General features: G+C 70.3%; 14 protein-coding genes. 4 read left to right on the top strand and 10 right to left on the bottom strand.

Features of this window, described 5'->3' with window-relative positions:
* Nucleotides 1-10: 10 nt before the first annotated feature.
* Complete coding sequence (locus VGB24_RS02000) at nt 11-1,090, bottom strand: EAL domain-containing protein (protein WP_331071280.1); 1,080 nt, start codon at nt 1,088-1,090, stop codon at nt 11-13.
* A 180-nt stretch (nt 1,091-1,270) separates the two neighbouring features.
* Nucleotides 1,271-1,777: a response regulator gene (locus VGB24_RS01995; protein WP_331071279.1), complete on the bottom strand. Its 507-nt coding sequence runs from the start codon at nt 1,775-1,777 to the stop codon at nt 1,271-1,273.
* 204 nt (nt 1,778-1,981) lie between these two features.
* Here VGB24_RS01995 and VGB24_RS01990 point away from each other — a divergent pair, with 204 nt between their 5' ends.
* A complete protein-coding gene (locus VGB24_RS01990; protein WP_331071278.1) occupies nt 1,982-2,395 on the top strand; it encodes a 6-pyruvoyl trahydropterin synthase family protein in 414 nt (137 codons plus the stop codon).
* 722 nt (nt 2,396-3,117) lie between these two features.
* On the opposite strand, the gene VGB24_RS01985 is transcribed toward VGB24_RS01990, so the two are convergent.
* On the bottom strand, nt 3,118-3,918 hold the full coding sequence (locus VGB24_RS01985) for a glycosyltransferase family 2 protein (RefSeq protein WP_331071277.1): 801 nt from the start codon (nt 3,916-3,918) through the stop codon (nt 3,118-3,120).
* Nucleotides 3,915-4,640, bottom strand: coding sequence for a class I SAM-dependent methyltransferase (locus VGB24_RS01980; RefSeq protein ID WP_331071276.1), 726 nt, complete (start codon nt 4,638-4,640; stop codon nt 3,915-3,917). The genes VGB24_RS01985 and VGB24_RS01980 overlap by 4 nt, the downstream gene beginning before the upstream one ends.
* A 213-nt stretch (nt 4,641-4,853) precedes the next feature.
* On the opposite strand from VGB24_RS01980, the gene VGB24_RS01975 reads away from it, so the two are divergent.
* Nucleotides 4,854-5,984: a hypothetical protein gene (locus VGB24_RS01975; protein WP_331071275.1), complete on the top strand. Its 1,131-nt coding sequence runs from the start codon at nt 4,854-4,856 to the stop codon at nt 5,982-5,984.
* Between the two features lie 10 nt (nt 5,985-5,994).
* On the opposite strand, the gene VGB24_RS01970 is transcribed toward VGB24_RS01975, so the two are convergent.
* Together VGB24_RS01970 and VGB24_RS01965 are read right to left on the bottom strand one after the other, a co-directional pair.
* Nucleotides 5,995-6,399 carry a hypothetical protein gene (locus VGB24_RS01970; RefSeq protein WP_331071274.1) on the bottom strand — a complete coding sequence of 135 codons (405 nt, stop codon included), beginning with the start codon at nt 6,397-6,399 and terminating at the stop codon, nt 5,995-5,997.
* A complete protein-coding gene (locus VGB24_RS01965) occupies nt 6,396-6,971 on the bottom strand; it encodes an RNA polymerase sigma factor (RefSeq protein WP_331071273.1) in 576 nt (191 codons plus the stop codon). Before VGB24_RS01965 ends, VGB24_RS01970 begins: the two co-directional genes overlap by 4 nt.
* 388 nt (nt 6,972-7,359) lie before the next feature.
* On the opposite strand from VGB24_RS01965, the gene VGB24_RS01960 reads away from it, so the two are divergent.
* Together VGB24_RS01960 and VGB24_RS01955 are read left to right on the top strand one after the other, a co-directional pair.
* Entirely contained in the window at nt 7,360-7,746 is a 387-nt protein-coding gene (locus tag VGB24_RS01960; RefSeq protein ID WP_331071272.1) for a DUF6249 domain-containing protein, read from the top strand.
* A gap of 60 nt (nt 7,747-7,806) precedes the next feature.
* Nucleotides 7,807-9,339 (top strand): serine hydrolase domain-containing protein, encoded by a 1,533-nt coding sequence (locus VGB24_RS01955; protein WP_331071271.1) that lies wholly within the window; start codon nt 7,807-7,809, stop codon nt 9,337-9,339.
* Between the two features lie 402 nt (nt 9,340-9,741).
* On the opposite strand, the gene VGB24_RS01950 is transcribed toward VGB24_RS01955, so the two are convergent.
* From VGB24_RS01950 to truA, 4 genes are all read right to left on the bottom strand, one after another.
* Nucleotides 9,742-11,301 carry a carboxypeptidase M32 gene (locus VGB24_RS01950; RefSeq protein WP_331071270.1) on the bottom strand — a complete coding sequence of 520 codons (1,560 nt, stop codon included), beginning with the start codon at nt 11,299-11,301 and terminating at the stop codon, nt 9,742-9,744.
* Between the two features lie 326 nt (nt 11,302-11,627).
* Nucleotides 11,628-13,064, bottom strand: a complete 1,437-nt coding sequence (purB, locus tag VGB24_RS01945; RefSeq protein WP_331071269.1) for an adenylosuccinate lyase — start codon at nt 13,062-13,064, stop codon at nt 11,628-11,630.
* 14 nt (nt 13,065-13,078) lie between these two features.
* Complete coding sequence (locus tag VGB24_RS01940) at nt 13,079-13,480, bottom strand: VOC family protein (protein WP_331071268.1); 402 nt, start codon at nt 13,478-13,480, stop codon at nt 13,079-13,081.
* 11 nt (nt 13,481-13,491) lie between these two features.
* On the bottom strand, nt 13,492-14,301 hold the full coding sequence (gene truA, locus VGB24_RS01935) for a tRNA pseudouridine(38-40) synthase TruA (RefSeq protein WP_331071267.1): 810 nt from the start codon (nt 14,299-14,301) through the stop codon (nt 13,492-13,494).
* Nucleotides 14,302-14,796: the final 495 nt, after the last annotated feature.

Raw genomic sequence — 14,796 nt, 5'->3', positions numbered from 1 at the left:
CCAGCGGCTCTCAGGCGGACGCCATCACGTGCGGCTCGACGAGCGCGCGGGGAGCAGGGTCGGGATGCGGACGGCCGAAGAGGAAGCCCTGGAGGAGGTCTGCCCCCAGTTCCGTCATCAGCCGCCACTCGTCGTACGTTTCCACACCCTCCGCGAGGGCCAGCTTGCCGTTGTCCTGGGCCAGCTTCACCAGCGAAGCGCACACGTCGCGGTGGAACGCCGATCCGGGTGCGCGCGACACCAGCTCGCGGTCGATCTTGATGAGGTCGGGGCTCAGGTCGGCCATCATCGCCAGGCCGCTGTACCCGCTGCCGACGTCGTCCAGCGCCACCTTGAACCCCTTCTCGCGGTAGTACGCCAGCAGCGTGCGCAGCTGCGTGGGATCCACCCGTTCCGTCTCCACCACCTCGAAGATGATGTTGCTCGGCTGCAGCCCCGCATGCGCGGCGGCGCGCACGGTCGTCCGAAGGCAGAACTCGGGGCGGTAGATGGAGGTGGGAAGGAAGTTGATGAGCACGTGGCAGTCCGCCGGAAGCCCCGCCGCCCCGGCGCGCCGCAGGTGAAGCTCGCGCACCTGCCGGTCGAGCATGAAGGTCAGCTGCTCCTGCTGCGCCCATTCCAGCAGGGTGCCGGGCGAGACGATGGCCCCGTCCTCGCCGCGCCCGCGCATCAGGCACTCGTAGCCCCACAGCTCCAGCGCGCCGGCCCGGAAGATGGGCTGGAACCAGCTTTCAATACGCCCCTCGGCCAGCATGGCGGGAAGCGGCGAGCTGTCGGCCGGCACCATGTCCGCGAGCCGCCCGGCGTGCAGAAGCGTGACGAGCTGCTCCTCGAGCGCAACGCCGCGCCGCGCCCACGCAGCGCGCAGCTCGCCGAAGCGGGCGAAGTCCAGCTCGGTGCGAAGGAACGCGGCCACCTGCGCGATGCCCGACCAGCGCGACCCCGTGCCGACTTCCACGCGAACGCCGCCCAGCCCCGGATGCACCACCCAGTCGTCACCGGAGGCGAACTCCGTCAATTCCGGGTAGCGGTCCAGCCCCGGGGCCAGCACCACCAGGCTGCGTGCGTCCGTCCTGCACTCACAGATCATCGTTCGTCCTCCTCGCGCGTCGATTTCCCGCATTGTAGTGACGCATAGATAATACAAACATTAGACCACGAAGCCGAGTGCCGCCATCCGCGGACACCCTTCTGCCACCCTTGGTTCGGGGACGACGAAAGGAGCCGTCCACTCTCGCGGACGGCTCTCGCTGCGGATCGACCCAGGCGCTCAGGCGGCGTGTCGGCCGCTTTCCAGCCACTCGCGCACCTTGGCCAGGAACGAACGCACGTCGATGGGCTTGGGCACCAGGTCGTCGCACCCCGCGTCCATCACCCGGTCGCGCGCGCCCTCCATGGCCGTCAGGGCGATGATGGGCACCGTGCGCAGGGCGGGCACCTCGCGGATCTCGCGGGTGGCCTGCAGCCCGTCCACCCGCGGCATCATCATGTCCATCAGGATGATGTCGGGCGTCTCGGCGAGCGCACGATCCACCGCTTCACGGCCGTTGGTGGCCTCTACGACGCGGTAGCCGAAGGCGTCGAGCAGCGTGCGCAGGGCGTCGCGGCTGTCCTCGTGGTCTTCGGCCAGCAGCACCACGGGGCGCGCTTCGCCGTCCACGACGTCGTCCTCGGGCGGCTGCACGGGCGACATCCGCGGCGCGCGCGTCTTGCGCGGCCTGTCGGACGCGGAACGGAGGTCGGGCGCCTCGGGATGCGAGAGCGACGGGGCAGCCATCACGCGGATACGCGGGAAACGGGGCCTGCGGGAAGGGGATCGTGTGCCGATCCTTGCAAGCTCGTTACAAGCAATTCGTATGCCTGCCGCTTAGCACGATCGGGCGGAAAACGGCTGATGGCCGCAGGTGGCGGGCGCCGGGCGGGAAGCGTACAATCCCGCTCCACCAGAAGCGACATCATCAAAGGAACGGGCATGCCGCGGATGCAGCTGACCAGGAAGGTGCGCTTCAGCGCGGCCCACCGGTACCATCGGCCGGAGTGGAGCGGCGAGCAGAACCGCGAGGCGTTCGGGCCGTGCGCCAACCCGCACGGGCACGGGCACGACTACCTGCTGGAGGTGACGGTGGAGGGCGAGGTGGACCCGGTCACCGGCTTTTCGGTGGAGCTCGGTCGATTGGACGCCGTGCTGCGCGACGAAGTGGTCGTTCCCTTCGATCACCAGCACCTGAACCACGTGGTTCCCGAGTTCGCGCCGGGCGGGCTGATCCCGACGTCGGAGAACATCCTGCTGCTGATCTCGCGCCGCCTGGCCCCACGGCTTCACGACGTCAGCGTGGTGCGCCTGCGGCTTCACGAGAATCCAGACTTCTACGTGGACTACGCGCCTGGGAGGTAGCGCCCTCACCCGCCGCGCTGACACGCGTGCCACCCTCTCCCACAAACAGCGTGGGAGAGGGTGTACACTTCAGGGCTGAGGTGCTCGAAGAACGGTTCGGTGCCACGGCGGGCGCCTCCCATCCCCAACCCTTCCCCCGCAAACTGCGCGGGGGAAGGGAGCCAGTATGAAGTTCTACCCAAGCAGCTTCCTGACGCCCACATCTGTCTCCTGAGGCCCAGGCGCGCCGAGTCTGCCCGCGGCACACCCGTCGCGGGCCGAAGGATCTAGCCGCGGCCACGTACCAGCCAGGGCGCGGCAGCGATCACGAAAGCCGAGGCCTCGGCTGCGGGATTCGGGATGGCGAGTGCCATGTCCGACGCGGCTCCGAGCCGGCACGGGCGAATGAATTCGCTGCAACAACCACACGAAGTCCGCCTTCGCGGACTGGCTTGCTCGGGTGCTGGTTGGGCCCTGTGGCGCGACCTTGCCCGGTGACACAGCGCATTCCAGTCGAGCACGCCGAACCCAGCCGAAGCGCAATCGAATTCTCCCCTCTCCCGCTTGCGGGAGAGGGGCCGGGGGAGAGGGCAGCCGAGGCATGCGCCGGCCCGTTTCGAGATGCGTCGACATCGCGGCCTCTGCACCGGTGACCGCTGCCGCGCCCCAGCACGTTCGTGCCTCGGGCTAGATCCTTCGGCCCGCGAGGCTTGTGCTACGGGCGAGTAAGGTGCGCCTGGGCCTCAGGATGACAGGGTTTGGTGTCGCTCCGCGACCGGGGCAGGCTCGTGCCCGTGCGAGAGGCTCGGAGGCGTGTAGCGCGCCGCCTTCGGACCCAGGACGTTCGCGCGGACGATGTGCCAGATGGCCGCCACCCCGTCGCGCCACCCGATCTTCTTTCCCTCGTCGTACGTGCGGCCGGCATACGAGATGGGCACCTCGTAGATCCGGGCGCGCGACTGGGCCAGCCGCGCCGTCAGCTCGGGCTCGATGCCGAAGCGGTTCGCGGAAAGGGGCAGGCTCTTCATCAGGTCTGCGCGCGCCATCTTGTAGCACGTCTCCATGTCGGTCAGGTTCAGGTCGGTGAACATGTTCGACAGGAGCGTCAGCACGCCGTTCCCCATCCGGTGCCAGAAGTACATCACCCGGTGCGGCCCTCCCGCGAAGCGCGACCCGAACACCGCGTCGGCGCGGCCGTCGGCGATGGGCTCCAGCAGGCGCGGAAGCTCGAAGGGATCGTACTCCAGGTCCGCGTCCTGGATGACCACCACGTCGCCGGTGGCGGCCGCGATCCCGGTGCGCACGGCGAAGCCCTTGCCGCGGTTGCGGGGCTGCTCGATTAGCCGGTGGATGACGCCTTCCGCCTGCAGCTCGCGCAGGGCCGCGCGGGTGCCGTCGGTGGAGCCGTCGTCCACGCAGATCAGCTCCAGATCCAGCGGTACGGCGCGCACCCGCCGGGTGGATTCGCGGATGGTCGCTTCCTCGTTGTACACCGGCATCACCACCGAAAGGCGGATGCCGGCCCCGCTCTCGTGCCCGCTCACGCGTCCCCCTTCCTGGCGATGGCGATCAGGCTTTGCCCCACGGGCGGCGTCCACACGCGCTCCAGCCGCGAGATCCATGGGATCATCCAGCGGTCGTACAGCTTTGCGTCCCGCGCGCTCACCGTCCGGCGCCGCAGCACCCGGCCGCTCATCCACCACGCCAGCACGCCGGGAAGGTTGGTGTAGGCCACGCTCAGCGGCGTGAACCCCGCCGTCCGAAGCCGGCTGGTCAGCTCGCCTTTCGTGTAGCGCCGGTAGTGCTCGAAGGCCTCGTCCAGCGAGCCGTAGATGGCCGGCAGGGCGGGGACGAAGAGCAGCGCGTGGCCGCCGGGAGAAAGCAGCCGGTGCGCATCGGCCAGGAAGGTGGCGTCGTCGCGCACGTGCTCCATCACGTTCACCGCCACGACCGTGTCGGCGCTGCCGGGCTCGCCCGCGTCTGCCAGGTAGCCGCGGCGCGTGGTGACGTGGCGGCGCCCCGCGAACCGCGCGCTGAGGTGGGGCCAGTTGTTGGCAGCGGGCTCCACCAGCGTGAGCCGCGCATCGGGGGCGGCGGCGCGCAGGTGCTCGGCGAAGGTGCCGATGCCGGCGCCCACCTCCACGATCCGCCGCCCCAGGTAGGGCGCGAAGCGGCGGACGATCCAGCCGTAGTAGTTGCGGGCTTCGGCCAGCGCGTCCAGCTCTTCGCCGGAGTAGGTGAAGGCCTGCGATGCGGTCGTCGTCACCGGGGTCGGGTCGGTCGCGGAAATCTCGTGTGTGCGGTGGGCGGATGCCGCCCGTGCGAAGCCGCGTAGAATGTGCGGACCGGGCGCGCCAGGCAAGGGCGCCGCCGCCGAAAATCTTCTTGTCCCCGGGGCGCCCGCACGCCTATGTTGCCCGTCACCGGCCTCGCGCGGCCGGGAGCCCTCCATCCATCATGTCAGAAGATCCGGCCCCTGATGAGGACCCTCTCCGTCGCCACCGTGCTGGCCGTCGCACTCGCCGCCGCCGCGCCGCTGCAAGCGCAGCCCGACCCCGCATTCCCCGTTCTCGCCGTGGGACAGCGCGCGTCCGGGCAGCTGAGCACGGCGGACCCGGCGCTGTACGAGCGCGGCCCGTTCAAGGTGTACCGCTTTCAGGCCCAGGCCGGCCGCCGCTACGTCGCCATGCTGCAGTCGTCCGATTTCGATGCGTACCTGACCGTGGCGCGAACGGTGGGGGGCATCACGGACCACATGCTGATGGACGACGACGGCGCGGGCGAGACCAACGCGCGCGTTCGCTTCACCGCGCCGGAGGCGGGCACCTACCTGCTCATCGCGCAGTCGCTCCTGCCGGAAGGAACGGGCGCGTTCACCGTGGGCATCGACACCATGCCCGCCAAGCGCCTGGCCATCGCCGACCTGCGGGTGGGGCAGACCGTGACGGGCGCGCTGGAGGAAACCGACCGTGAGTACGGCGCCGGGCCGGGCGGCGGCGGCTTCTTCGACCTGTACCGGGTTCGCGGCACGCCGGGGCAGCGGCTGCGGCTGCGCATGCAGATCGGCGAGTACTTCCCCACGCTGAACGCGGGGACGATGCAGGGCGACGAGTTCGTCCCGGATGCCTTCGGACACGGCCAGGGAATGCTCCTGCTGACGCTTCCGGCGTCAGGCGAAACGCTGGTGCAGGCCGGCGCCGAAGGCGAGATCACGGGCGAATACACGCTGGCGGTGGCGGACCGCGGCCCGGCGGCTGCGCCCCGGCCGGTGCGCCTTTCCCGCGGGGAGCCGGTGGATGGCCGCCTGGAGGCGGGTGACGCGGAGAAGGAGGAGGATGGGCGCTGGACGGACCACTACACCATCACGGGACGCGCGGGCGAGCGCATCCGCGTCACGATGGCCGCCCAGGCGTTCGATGCCTACCTGTCCATCGGCCGGATGGTGGACGGCGCGTTCCAGGAGCTCGCGTTCAACGACGACGACGGCGAGCAAGGCACCAACTCGGCCCTGGAGGTGGAGCTGCCCGAGGCCGGCGAGTACGTGATCATCGCGACCTCGTTCGCCGCGGGCGGCGAGGGCGAGTACCGCATCCAGGCCTCCGCGCCCTGACCGGCGCCGGTCACATCGGCGCGAGGCCGGCGCGGCGCGCCAGCCGGTCAGCCGTGCCCAGGACGAGTAGCACCAGGGCGACGACCGCGATGCCGTGGAACCCCGAGTTCCGGGACACGGGCCCCGCGACGCCGGTCAGCGCCCCTCCGAGCACCGCGACGACGAACGGAACGCCGATCACGCACGCGGCCGCCATCAGCACGGGGAGCACGTAGCGCTCGAACGGCGAGGCGCGCACGGGCTCCGGCATCAGCCGCGCGGTCATCAGTTCCGCGAAGTTCGAGGGCAGGGCGAACCCTGGATCCTCGCCCAGCGCGGCGAACACCACGCGGTAGGCGGCCTCGTCCGCGTCGGCCGCGGCGCGGGCGCTCCCCCGGTCCAGCGCGTCCTGGATCTCCTCGTCGCGTTCCATCATCCCGTTCCCTCCGGTCCATAGCTGGCCACCAGCTTCTCCTTCAGCATCCTGCGCGCCCGGAACAGGTGGCTCTTCACCGTTCCCTCGGGCAGCTCCATCACGGCCGCGATCTCGCCGACGGCCATCTCTTCCAGGTGATACAGCGTCACCACCGTACGGTACTGCACCGGCAGCTCGTCCACCCGTGCCCGGACGAAGGCGCGCAGCTCGGCGCCCTCGGCCTCGTCCAGCGGCGACGCCCGCGTGCCCGGCAGCTGGTCGACGGCCGTTCCGCTGGTTTCGTCGGGGCGCAGGTCGTCGTACAGCGGAATGCGGCGCCGCTCCAGGTGGTTGAGGCTCAGCCGGTACGCGATGCGCGCGATCCAGGTGGACAGCGCCGACTCGTGCGCGAACTGGCCGAGCTTCTGGTACACGCGGATGAAAACGTCCTGGCACACCTCTTCGCGGTCGCGCGGGTCGCGGACAATACGGAAGACGACGTGGCTGACCAGGCGCTGGTGCGTGTGCACCAGTTCCCGGAAGGCGTCGCGGTCGCCCGCGAGCACTCGTGCCACCATCGCCCGATCGTTCATCTCCCGTTGGACAAGGTCATCGCGGGTTCGGTTGCAGGGGGCCCCTCCCCCGGCCCCTCCCCCGGCCCCTCCCCGCACAAACTGCGTGCGGAGAGGGGGGAACTTCGGTCGGGGTTCGACTGGCTGGGTCGCATGCCCTGGGAGCCCCCTCCCCCCGGCCCCCTTCCCCCGCTGCGCAGGGGAGGGGGAGAATTCCATTCGAGGTGACGCTTCGGCTGGTCGCGCTTGACCTCCCATCCCGCTCCTGCAACCGATCCGCGACACCGCCTGTCCATCGTTGCAGGTGGACGAGGCACGTGCAACCGATCTCCGGGTCGGCCTGTCCATCCTGAATGAGGCGCCGATCCGGGGCCTCGCGCAACCCCGATGAATGCCCCTGGAGGCCACGATGTGGGAAAGTCCTGTGCTCGTTTTCGTCAGCTTCTTCGCCTTCATCCTGGGCACCACCAAGGTGCTTTCCGACAACTGGACGAAGCGCAAGCTGATCGAGGCGCGGGTGTCGGAAGACATCATCCGCGCGCTGTTCCGCAAGGAATCCGATCCCGAGATGTTCGCCGCGCTCAAGTGGGGAATCGTGCTGGCGGCGCTGGGGCTGGGCCTGATCGTTTCGCAGTACCTGCCCTCGCGCTTCGAGGAGCCCCTGGCCTGGGGCGTGGTGCTGGTGTTCGGCGGCGTGGGGCTGCTGGCCTACTACGCCACCGCCCGCGCCGTCATCCGCCGCGAGGCCGTCATCAATCCCGAGCGGCACCGCGGATATCCCGACGAGCACATCTGAGCCCGTCCGCAACCACGACACAGGTCCCCGACAGAGGCGGCCTTTCAACCTGAGAGATAGATGATGAACCGGACCATCGCCATCACCTTCGCCGCCCTCCTGGCGGCGAGCCCCGCGCGAGCCCAGCAGCAGCCCGCACCCGCAGGCCCGGCCGGAGCGCCCGCCCCGGTGCAGATTCCGGCGACGCCCGCCGGGACCGCCGCCCGCGCCTTCATGGACGCGGTGAACGCGGGAGATTCGGCGGCCCTGCACGCCTTCGTGGACCGGCACGTGTCGCCGACGCTGGCCATGGGGTGGACCCCCGCGCGGTACGAGGCCATGTTCGGCCGGCTGGCGCGGCAGAGCGGCGGCGGGCTGCAGCCAGGGCGCCTGATGGACCAGGGCGACCCCAACTACCTGGGCGTGATCTTCCAGACCCGCTCCGGCGGGCGCGTGGGAGTAGAGTTCGTCGCCGACCCGGCCGACCCCGCGCGGATGAAGCTGATCGAGCTGCACCCGATGCCGCCACGGGGCGCGCGCCCGGAGTTTCCGCAGGGCAAGGTAGACGAGGGCACCGTCGCCGCAGCGGTCGCTCGCCACGTGGGCGCGGCGGCGGAGGCGGACCGGTTCAGCGGCGTGGTGCTCCTGGCCAAGGGCGGGCGCATCGTCCATCACCAGGCGTACGGGATGGCGGACCGTGAGGCCGGCCGGGCGAACACGCTCGACACCCGCATCGGCACGGGCTCGGTGCCCAAGATGATCACCGGCGTGGCCGTCGCCCAGCTGGTGGAGCAGGGCAGGCTGAAGTTCACCGACACGCTGGGCGCCGTGCTCCCCGACTATCCCAACGAAGATGCGCGGCGGCACGTGACCATCCACCACCTGCTGACCCACACCGCCGGCGTCGGCGACCCTTTCCTGTCGCCCGGCTACGTGCGGGGCACCCGGTACGCCACCCCGCGGGAGTGGATGGCGCTCTTCGCGAACGAGCCGCTGGCGTTCCGGCCGGGCGAGCGGATGCAGTACAGCAACGGCGGATACGCGGTGCTGGCGGCCGTGGTGGAGCGGGTGAGCGGGCAGCCGTTCGGGGAGTACGTGCGCGACCACGTGTTCCGCCCGGCGGGGATGGCGGTCGCGGATCTGGATGCGTACCGGCGGCTGCCGTGGGCGCGCGGCTACTCGCGTCCGCCGGAGACGGACCCCATGGGGCTGGAGGCGCGCCGGAGCAACGAGTGGATGGTTGGCAGCCAGGGCCCGTCGACGGACCTGAGCGGCTTCGGCGGGATCGGGCTGACGGCGGAAGACCTGTTCCGCTTCACCCAGGCCCTGCGCGAGCACCGGCTGCTGGGCGCGGAGATGACGCGGACGGTGCTTGAAGGGAAGGTGGACGTGGGTCCGGGTGCGCCGGTGAAGTACGCCTACGGCTTCTACGTGGCCGCGTTCCCCGACTCGCACCCGGAGATCGGCCACAGCGGCGGCGGCAGCGCGTCGGGCATCGGCGCCGACGTGGAGATGGTGGGCGACTGGACGCTGGTGGTGCTGAGCAACTACGACCTGGAGCAGGACCTGCGCCCCATGGCCGGGCCGGTGCTGGGGTTCCTGGCCCGCCAGTAGACGTCGCGAGTTCGAACAGCAGTCGGCCCACCCCCGCAACGGGGAGGGCCGACGCGTTCGTAGGGCACCCAGGGCGCGCCACACACTTCCACTCACACGAAGGCAAGCCAGTCCGCGAAGGCGGACTTCGTGTCGTCGTTACAGCGAATTCATTCGCCCGCGCAGGCCCGAGGCGGCTCCACAATCAGGGGCCCCGAGTCCCGAGTCCTGGCAATCCCGACCCGAGTCCCAGAGTCCGTGCCGCTGCCGCGCCCAGGCTTGTACGTGCCTCAGGCTAGATCCTTCGGCCCGCGTAGGGTGTGCTGCGGGCGGGTTCGGTGCGCCTGGGCCTCAGGATGACAGGTCGCGGCGGTGGGTTCGGGTTCTCCCCTCTCCGCACAACAGTACCGTGCGGGGAGGGGCCTACTCCAGCCCGTACACCGCCCGCAGCTTGGTGCGCAGGTTGGCCAGCAGCGGCGCGGGGGTCAGCGGGCGGCCGGTGGCGCGCTGGCAGAGCTCGGGCGCGGTGTAGCGCCGGCCGTGGGCGTGCACGTTCGCCTTCAGCCAGGCCAGCAGGCCGCCGAACTCGCCCGCACGCAGCTGGTCGTCGAGGTCCGGGATGGCCTCGCCGATGGCTTCCCACAATTGCGCCGCGTACAGGTTGCCCAGCGTGTACGTGGGAAAGTAGCCCACGGCGCCCATCGACCAGTGGATGTCCTGCATGGCGCCCCGCGCATCGTCGGGCACCGTCAGCCCCAGGTCGCTGCGGATGCGCTCGTTCCACGCGCCGGGCAGGTCGCGCACGGCCAGGTCGCCCTTGAGCATGGCCCGCTCCAGGTCGAAGCGCAGCATGATGTGAAGGTTGTACGTGGCCTCGTCGCTCTCGATGCGGATCAGGTTGGGCTCCACCACGTTCAGCCCGCGGAACACCGTCTCCGCGTCCAGTGCCGAGATGGCGTCGCTCCCCGCCTGAGTCTGCAGCCGGGGCAGGGCCCACTCCCAGAAAGGCCGGCCGCGCCCCACCAGGTTTTCCCACATCCGCGACTGGCTTTCGTGGATGCCCATGCTGGCCGCCTCGGCCAGGGGCTGGCCGAAGCGTTCGGCCTTGGGCAGGTTCTGCTCGTACAGCCCGTGCCCCACCTCGTGCATGCTCGAGTGCAGCGCGCTCAGGAACTGCGCCTCGTCGTAGCGCGTGGTCAGGCGCGTGTCGCCGGGGCCCGCGCCCTCGCAGAACGGGTGGGTCGACACGTCCAGCCGCCCGGCGCTGAAGTCGAACCCCATCCGCTCGATGACGCTACGGTTGAACGCCTCCTGCCGGTCGACGGAGAGCGGGATGTTCATCCACGACGTGTCGGGGCGGTTGCCGCTCTCCCCCAGCTCGCGGATCAGCGGCACCAGCCCCGCCCGCAGCTCGCCGAACACGCGGTCCAGCTCGGCGGCGCGCATCCCGGGCTCGTAGTTGTCGAGCAGGGCGTCGTACAGCTCGCCGCCCTCGGGCACACCCAGGTACTCGGCCGTCCGCTGGTTCAGCACCATCAGCTTTTCCAGCCACGGGGCGAACGCCGCGAAATCGTTCCGCTCCCGCGCGTCGCGCCATGTGTGCATCGCGAGCGTGGTGGTCTCGGCCATCTCGCGGACCAGCCCCATCGGCAGGCGGGTGGCGTGCTGGTAGTCGCGATCCAGGTTGACAACGTTGGCCGCCGCGTCGGGGTCCGCCATCAGCTCGGCGTCCGCCAGGCAGCGGGCGATCAGCTCGCCCAGCTCGGGGCGGGTGCGGCGCTCGTGCACCAGCGACGAAAGAAGTGACGCCTGCTCGCCACGCAGGGCAGCGGCGGCGGGCGGCATCATCACCTCCTGATCCCATCCGAGCGTGGCGGAAACGGAGCCCAGCGTGGCGATGTCGCGCATCTCGCGCAGCAGGTGGTCGTACGGTGCCTGGCCCTGGGCCTCGGGCGCGGAGGCCGTGTGGAGCGTATCGGTCATCGGGTCGGGATCGGGTCGGTTGATGGACGCGCACGTCAGCCCGGTGTGTACCCCCTCTCCCACGCTGTTTGTGGGAGAGGGTGGCACGCGTATCAGCGCGGCCGGGTGAGGGCCCCACGGCAGCCGAGGCCTCGGCTACGGAGATCGCTGCCGCGCCCAAGGCTGGTACGTGTCCGCGGTTAGATCCTTCGGCCCGCGAGGAACGGCATGCGGGCGGGTACGGCGCGCCTGGGCCTCAGGATGACAGGCTGTTGTGCGCCATTGGTTTGTACGCAGCCCCGAAGTGAAAACTGCCCGCTCTCCACGCGGATCGTGGACGAGGGCTTCTACACCTTCAGCTCCGGTGCGGCCTCGCCGACGGCATCGGGGTAGCGGGCGAGGACGGGGGCGACCCATTCATCCAGGAACTCGTCCACCTGCGCCGGCGCGCGGCCCACGTACAGCTCCGGGCGCAGGTCATCTTCCAGCTCTTCGCGCGAAACGCCGAAAGCGGCGTCCCCGGCGATGCGGTCCATCAGGTCGTTGGGAAGGCCGTGCTGCTTCACCTGGCGGCCCGCCTCGATGCTGTGCACGCGCACCCGCTCGTGCAGGTCCTGGCGGTCGCCGCCGCGCTTGGCGGCGCGCATCATCAGGTTTTCCGTGGCCATGAACGGAAGCTCCTCCATCAGCCGCCGCCGGATCATCTCCGGATAGACGACCATCCCCGACGCCACGTTGTGCATCAGCAGCAGCACCGCGTCCACCGAGAGATACCCCTCGGGAACGGCGATGCGCTTGTTGGCCGAGTCGTCCAGGGTGCGCTCGAACCACTGGCTGGCGGCGGTGAACGCGGGGTCGATCACCAGCGCGATGGCGTGGCGGGCCAGCGCGTTGATCCGCTCGCACCGCATGGGATTGCGCTTGTACGGCATGGCCGACGAGCCGATCTGCTGCTCCTCGAACGGCTCCTCCACCTCCTTGAGGTGCGAGAGCAGGCGCACGTCGTTCGCGAACTTCGATGCCGACTGCGCCACGCCTGACAGCGTCGACAGGCAGCCGTAATCCACCTTGCGCGGATACGTCTGCCCGCCGACGCCGTACACCTGCTCGAATCCCATCTTCTCGGCGATCAGCCGGGTGAGCCGCTCCGCCTTCTCCCCGTCTCCCTCGAACAGGTCCACGAAGCTGGCCTGCGTGCCGGTCGTTCCACGAGAGCCGTGAAAGCGCAGCGTCTGGATGCGGAACTCCACCTCTTCCAGGTCCAGCAGCAGGTCCTGGATCCACAGCGTCGCGCGCTTGCCGACCGTGGTGGGCTGCGCCGGCTGGAAGTGGGTGAACCCCAGCGTGGGGAGGTCGCGGTAGCGCCGGGCGAAGTTGGAGAGCGCCGCGACGGTCGCGACGATGCGCCGGGCGACCAGCCTCAGCGCTTCGCGGTGCTGGATGAGATCGGTGTTGTCGCCGACGTACGCGCTGGTGGCGCCCAGGTGGATGATGGCGCGCGCCTCGGGCGCCTGCTCGCCCAGGTGGTGCACGTGCGCCATCACGTCGTGGCGAAGCTGACGCTCCAGTTCGGCCGCGCGCTTCAGGTCGAAGTCGTCCAGGTGGGCGCGGATGGCCGCGACCGCCTCGTCCGGAATCGGCAGCCCCAGCTCGCGTTCCGCCTCGGCCAGCGCCAGCCACAGCCGGCGCCAGGTGCCGAACTTGAACTTGGGCGAAAAAATGTACGACATCTCCGCCGAGGCGTATCGCTCAGTCAGCGGATTGGAATATCGGTCGCTCGACATCGTCGTTTCTTGGATCAGGTCGGCTCGCGGCGCGGCTCCAGCAGGTCCCACAGGTTGCCGTACAGGTCCTGGAACACGGCGACGGTTCCGTAGCTTTCCTCGCGCGGCGCGCCCGTAAAGCGCACGCCGCGGTCGGTGAAGGCCCGGTGGTCGCGCCAGAAGTCGTCCGTGTGCAGGAACCAGGCGACGCGCCCACCGGTCTGGTCGCCCACGCGCGCCTCCTGCTCGGGCGTGGCGGCCCGCGCCAGCAGCAGCCCGGGCTCGGTGGACCCCGGGGGACGCACGACCACCCAGCGCTTCTCCGCCCCGAATGCGGTGTCCTCCACCAGCTCGAACCCGAGAACGGTTGTGAAGAACGCGATCGCCTCGTCGTAGTCGCGCACGACGAAGGTTGCCGCACCGATGGTCTGCCGCATTTTCGGGCGACCTATGGAACCAGCTGCGGCCCGCGCCTGCGCGGCGGCTGGGTCCCCGCGTCTGGCGGGTAGGCGACGCCGGTCAGGAACAGCCCCTCCGGCGGCGCGGGCGACGACGTTTCCAGCCCCGGCTCGTTCGCCAGCAGTGCGTCCATCACCTCCGGCGGGCGCTGCCCCAGGCCGATGTCCACCAGCGTGCCCGTCAGGTAGCGGACCATGTGGTGAAGGAAGCGGTTGGCGCTGATGTGAAACTCCAGCCCGATTCCCTCCCACGGCGCCCAGCGCGCCTCGGTGACGGTGCAGCGGTCGCCGCGCTCTTCCTGGCCCGCCTTCGCGAACGCCTTGAACGAATGCTCCCCGAGGATCTTCTCCGTCGCCCGTTCCATCGCCAGCAGGTCCACGGGGCGGACGAGGGGCCAGCACCAGGGCGAGCGGAAGGGCGAATCGGCCTCGGCGGCCAGGCCCACGCGGTAGACGTAGGAGCGCGTCGTCGCGTCGTAGCGTGGATGGAAGTACGGCGGCGCCTCGGCGGCGTCGACGATCCACACGTCGTCGGGCACCAGCGCGTTCATGGCGCGGCGCAGCGCGGACGCCGTCCAGCGTCCCGGCACGTCGGTGGCGGCCACCTGCCCGGTGGCGTGCACGCCGCGGTCGGTGCGCCCGGAGCCGATAACGGGGCAGGGGCCGTTGGTCAGCTTAGCCAGCACGACCTCCAGCTCGCCCTGCACCGTGCGCTGGTCGGGCTGCACCTGCCAGCCGTGAAAGGCGCGGCCGTCGTAGTGGATCGTAAGGCGGATTCGCCGCCGCTCGGGAATGTTCATCGCGGCGCCAAGCTAGGCCCCGCCGCGCCCGCGCGAAAGTGCGCCGATGGGCACGTCGACCGTGAAATCGCGTCGCGCATCGCATCCCGCGAGGTGGGCCACCCTGCACCCGACACCGAAGGTCAGGTGAGGGGAGCCAGGAGGTCCATCACACACGAGGAGGGACGCGCCGATCGTCGGCGGGAGCCAGGGATGGGTGTCTGTGGGGCGACCACTGCCGTCATGCGTGGTTCGAGTTTTCGCGGCATCAGTTTCTTCGCGTCACCGAAGGGGGCCCCTCCCCCGGCCCCTCCCCGCACGGTACTGCTGTGCGGAGAGGGGGGAACTTCGGACGGGGGTTCGACGGGCTCGCTAGCGCCGCGCTTCCCCCTCTCCCGGCCTCTCCCCCGCAAACTGCGCGGGAGAGAGGAGCACTTCGATCGCGGCTCATGCGCTTTCGCACTCACGCACTCACGCACTCACGCACTCACGCACTCACGCACTCACGCACTCACG

This window comes from Longimicrobium sp. (assembly GCF_036399935.1).
In the GTDB taxonomy this organism is placed as follows: domain Bacteria; phylum Gemmatimonadota; class Gemmatimonadetes; order Longimicrobiales; family Longimicrobiaceae; genus Longimicrobium.
The sequence above is the reverse complement of the archived record's forward strand: the minus strand, read 5'-3'. Positions and strand labels throughout refer to the sequence as shown.

What these genes read in the sequence shown, in the direction of transcription:
- VGB24_RS01990 (WP_331071278.1), top strand. Translation starts at nt 1,982, where the DNA reads ATGCAGCTGACCAGGAAGGTGCGCTTCAGCGCGGCCCACCGGTACCAT.
- VGB24_RS01995 (WP_331071279.1), bottom strand. Translation starts at nt 1,777, where the DNA reads ATGGCTGCCCCGTCGCTCTCGCATCCCGAGGCGCCCGACCTCCGTTCC.
- VGB24_RS01955 (WP_331071271.1), top strand. Translation starts at nt 7,807, where the DNA reads ATGATGAACCGGACCATCGCCATCACCTTCGCCGCCCTCCTGGCGGCG.
- purB (WP_331071269.1), bottom strand. Translation starts at nt 13,064, where the DNA reads ATGTCGAGCGACCGATATTCCAATCCGCTGACTGAGCGATACGCCTCG.
- VGB24_RS02000 (WP_331071280.1), bottom strand. Translation starts at nt 1,090, where the DNA reads ATGATCTGTGAGTGCAGGACGGACGCACGCAGCCTGGTGGTGCTGGCC.
- VGB24_RS01965 (WP_331071273.1), bottom strand. Translation starts at nt 6,971, where the DNA reads ATGAACGATCGGGCGATGGTGGCACGAGTGCTCGCGGGCGACCGCGAC.
- VGB24_RS01975 (WP_331071275.1), top strand. Translation starts at nt 4,854, where the DNA reads ATGAGGACCCTCTCCGTCGCCACCGTGCTGGCCGTCGCACTCGCCGCC.
- truA (WP_331071267.1), bottom strand. Translation starts at nt 14,301, where the DNA reads ATGAACATTCCCGAGCGGCGGCGAATCCGCCTTACGATCCACTACGAC.
- VGB24_RS01950 (WP_331071270.1), bottom strand. Translation starts at nt 11,301, where the DNA reads ATGACCGATACGCTCCACACGGCCTCCGCGCCCGAGGCCCAGGGCCAG.
- VGB24_RS01940 (WP_331071268.1), bottom strand. Translation starts at nt 13,480, where the DNA reads ATGCGGCAGACCATCGGTGCGGCAACCTTCGTCGTGCGCGACTACGAC.
- VGB24_RS01970 (WP_331071274.1), bottom strand. Translation starts at nt 6,399, where the DNA reads ATGATGGAACGCGACGAGGAGATCCAGGACGCGCTGGACCGGGGGAGC.
- VGB24_RS01960 (WP_331071272.1), top strand. Translation starts at nt 7,360, where the DNA reads ATGTGGGAAAGTCCTGTGCTCGTTTTCGTCAGCTTCTTCGCCTTCATC.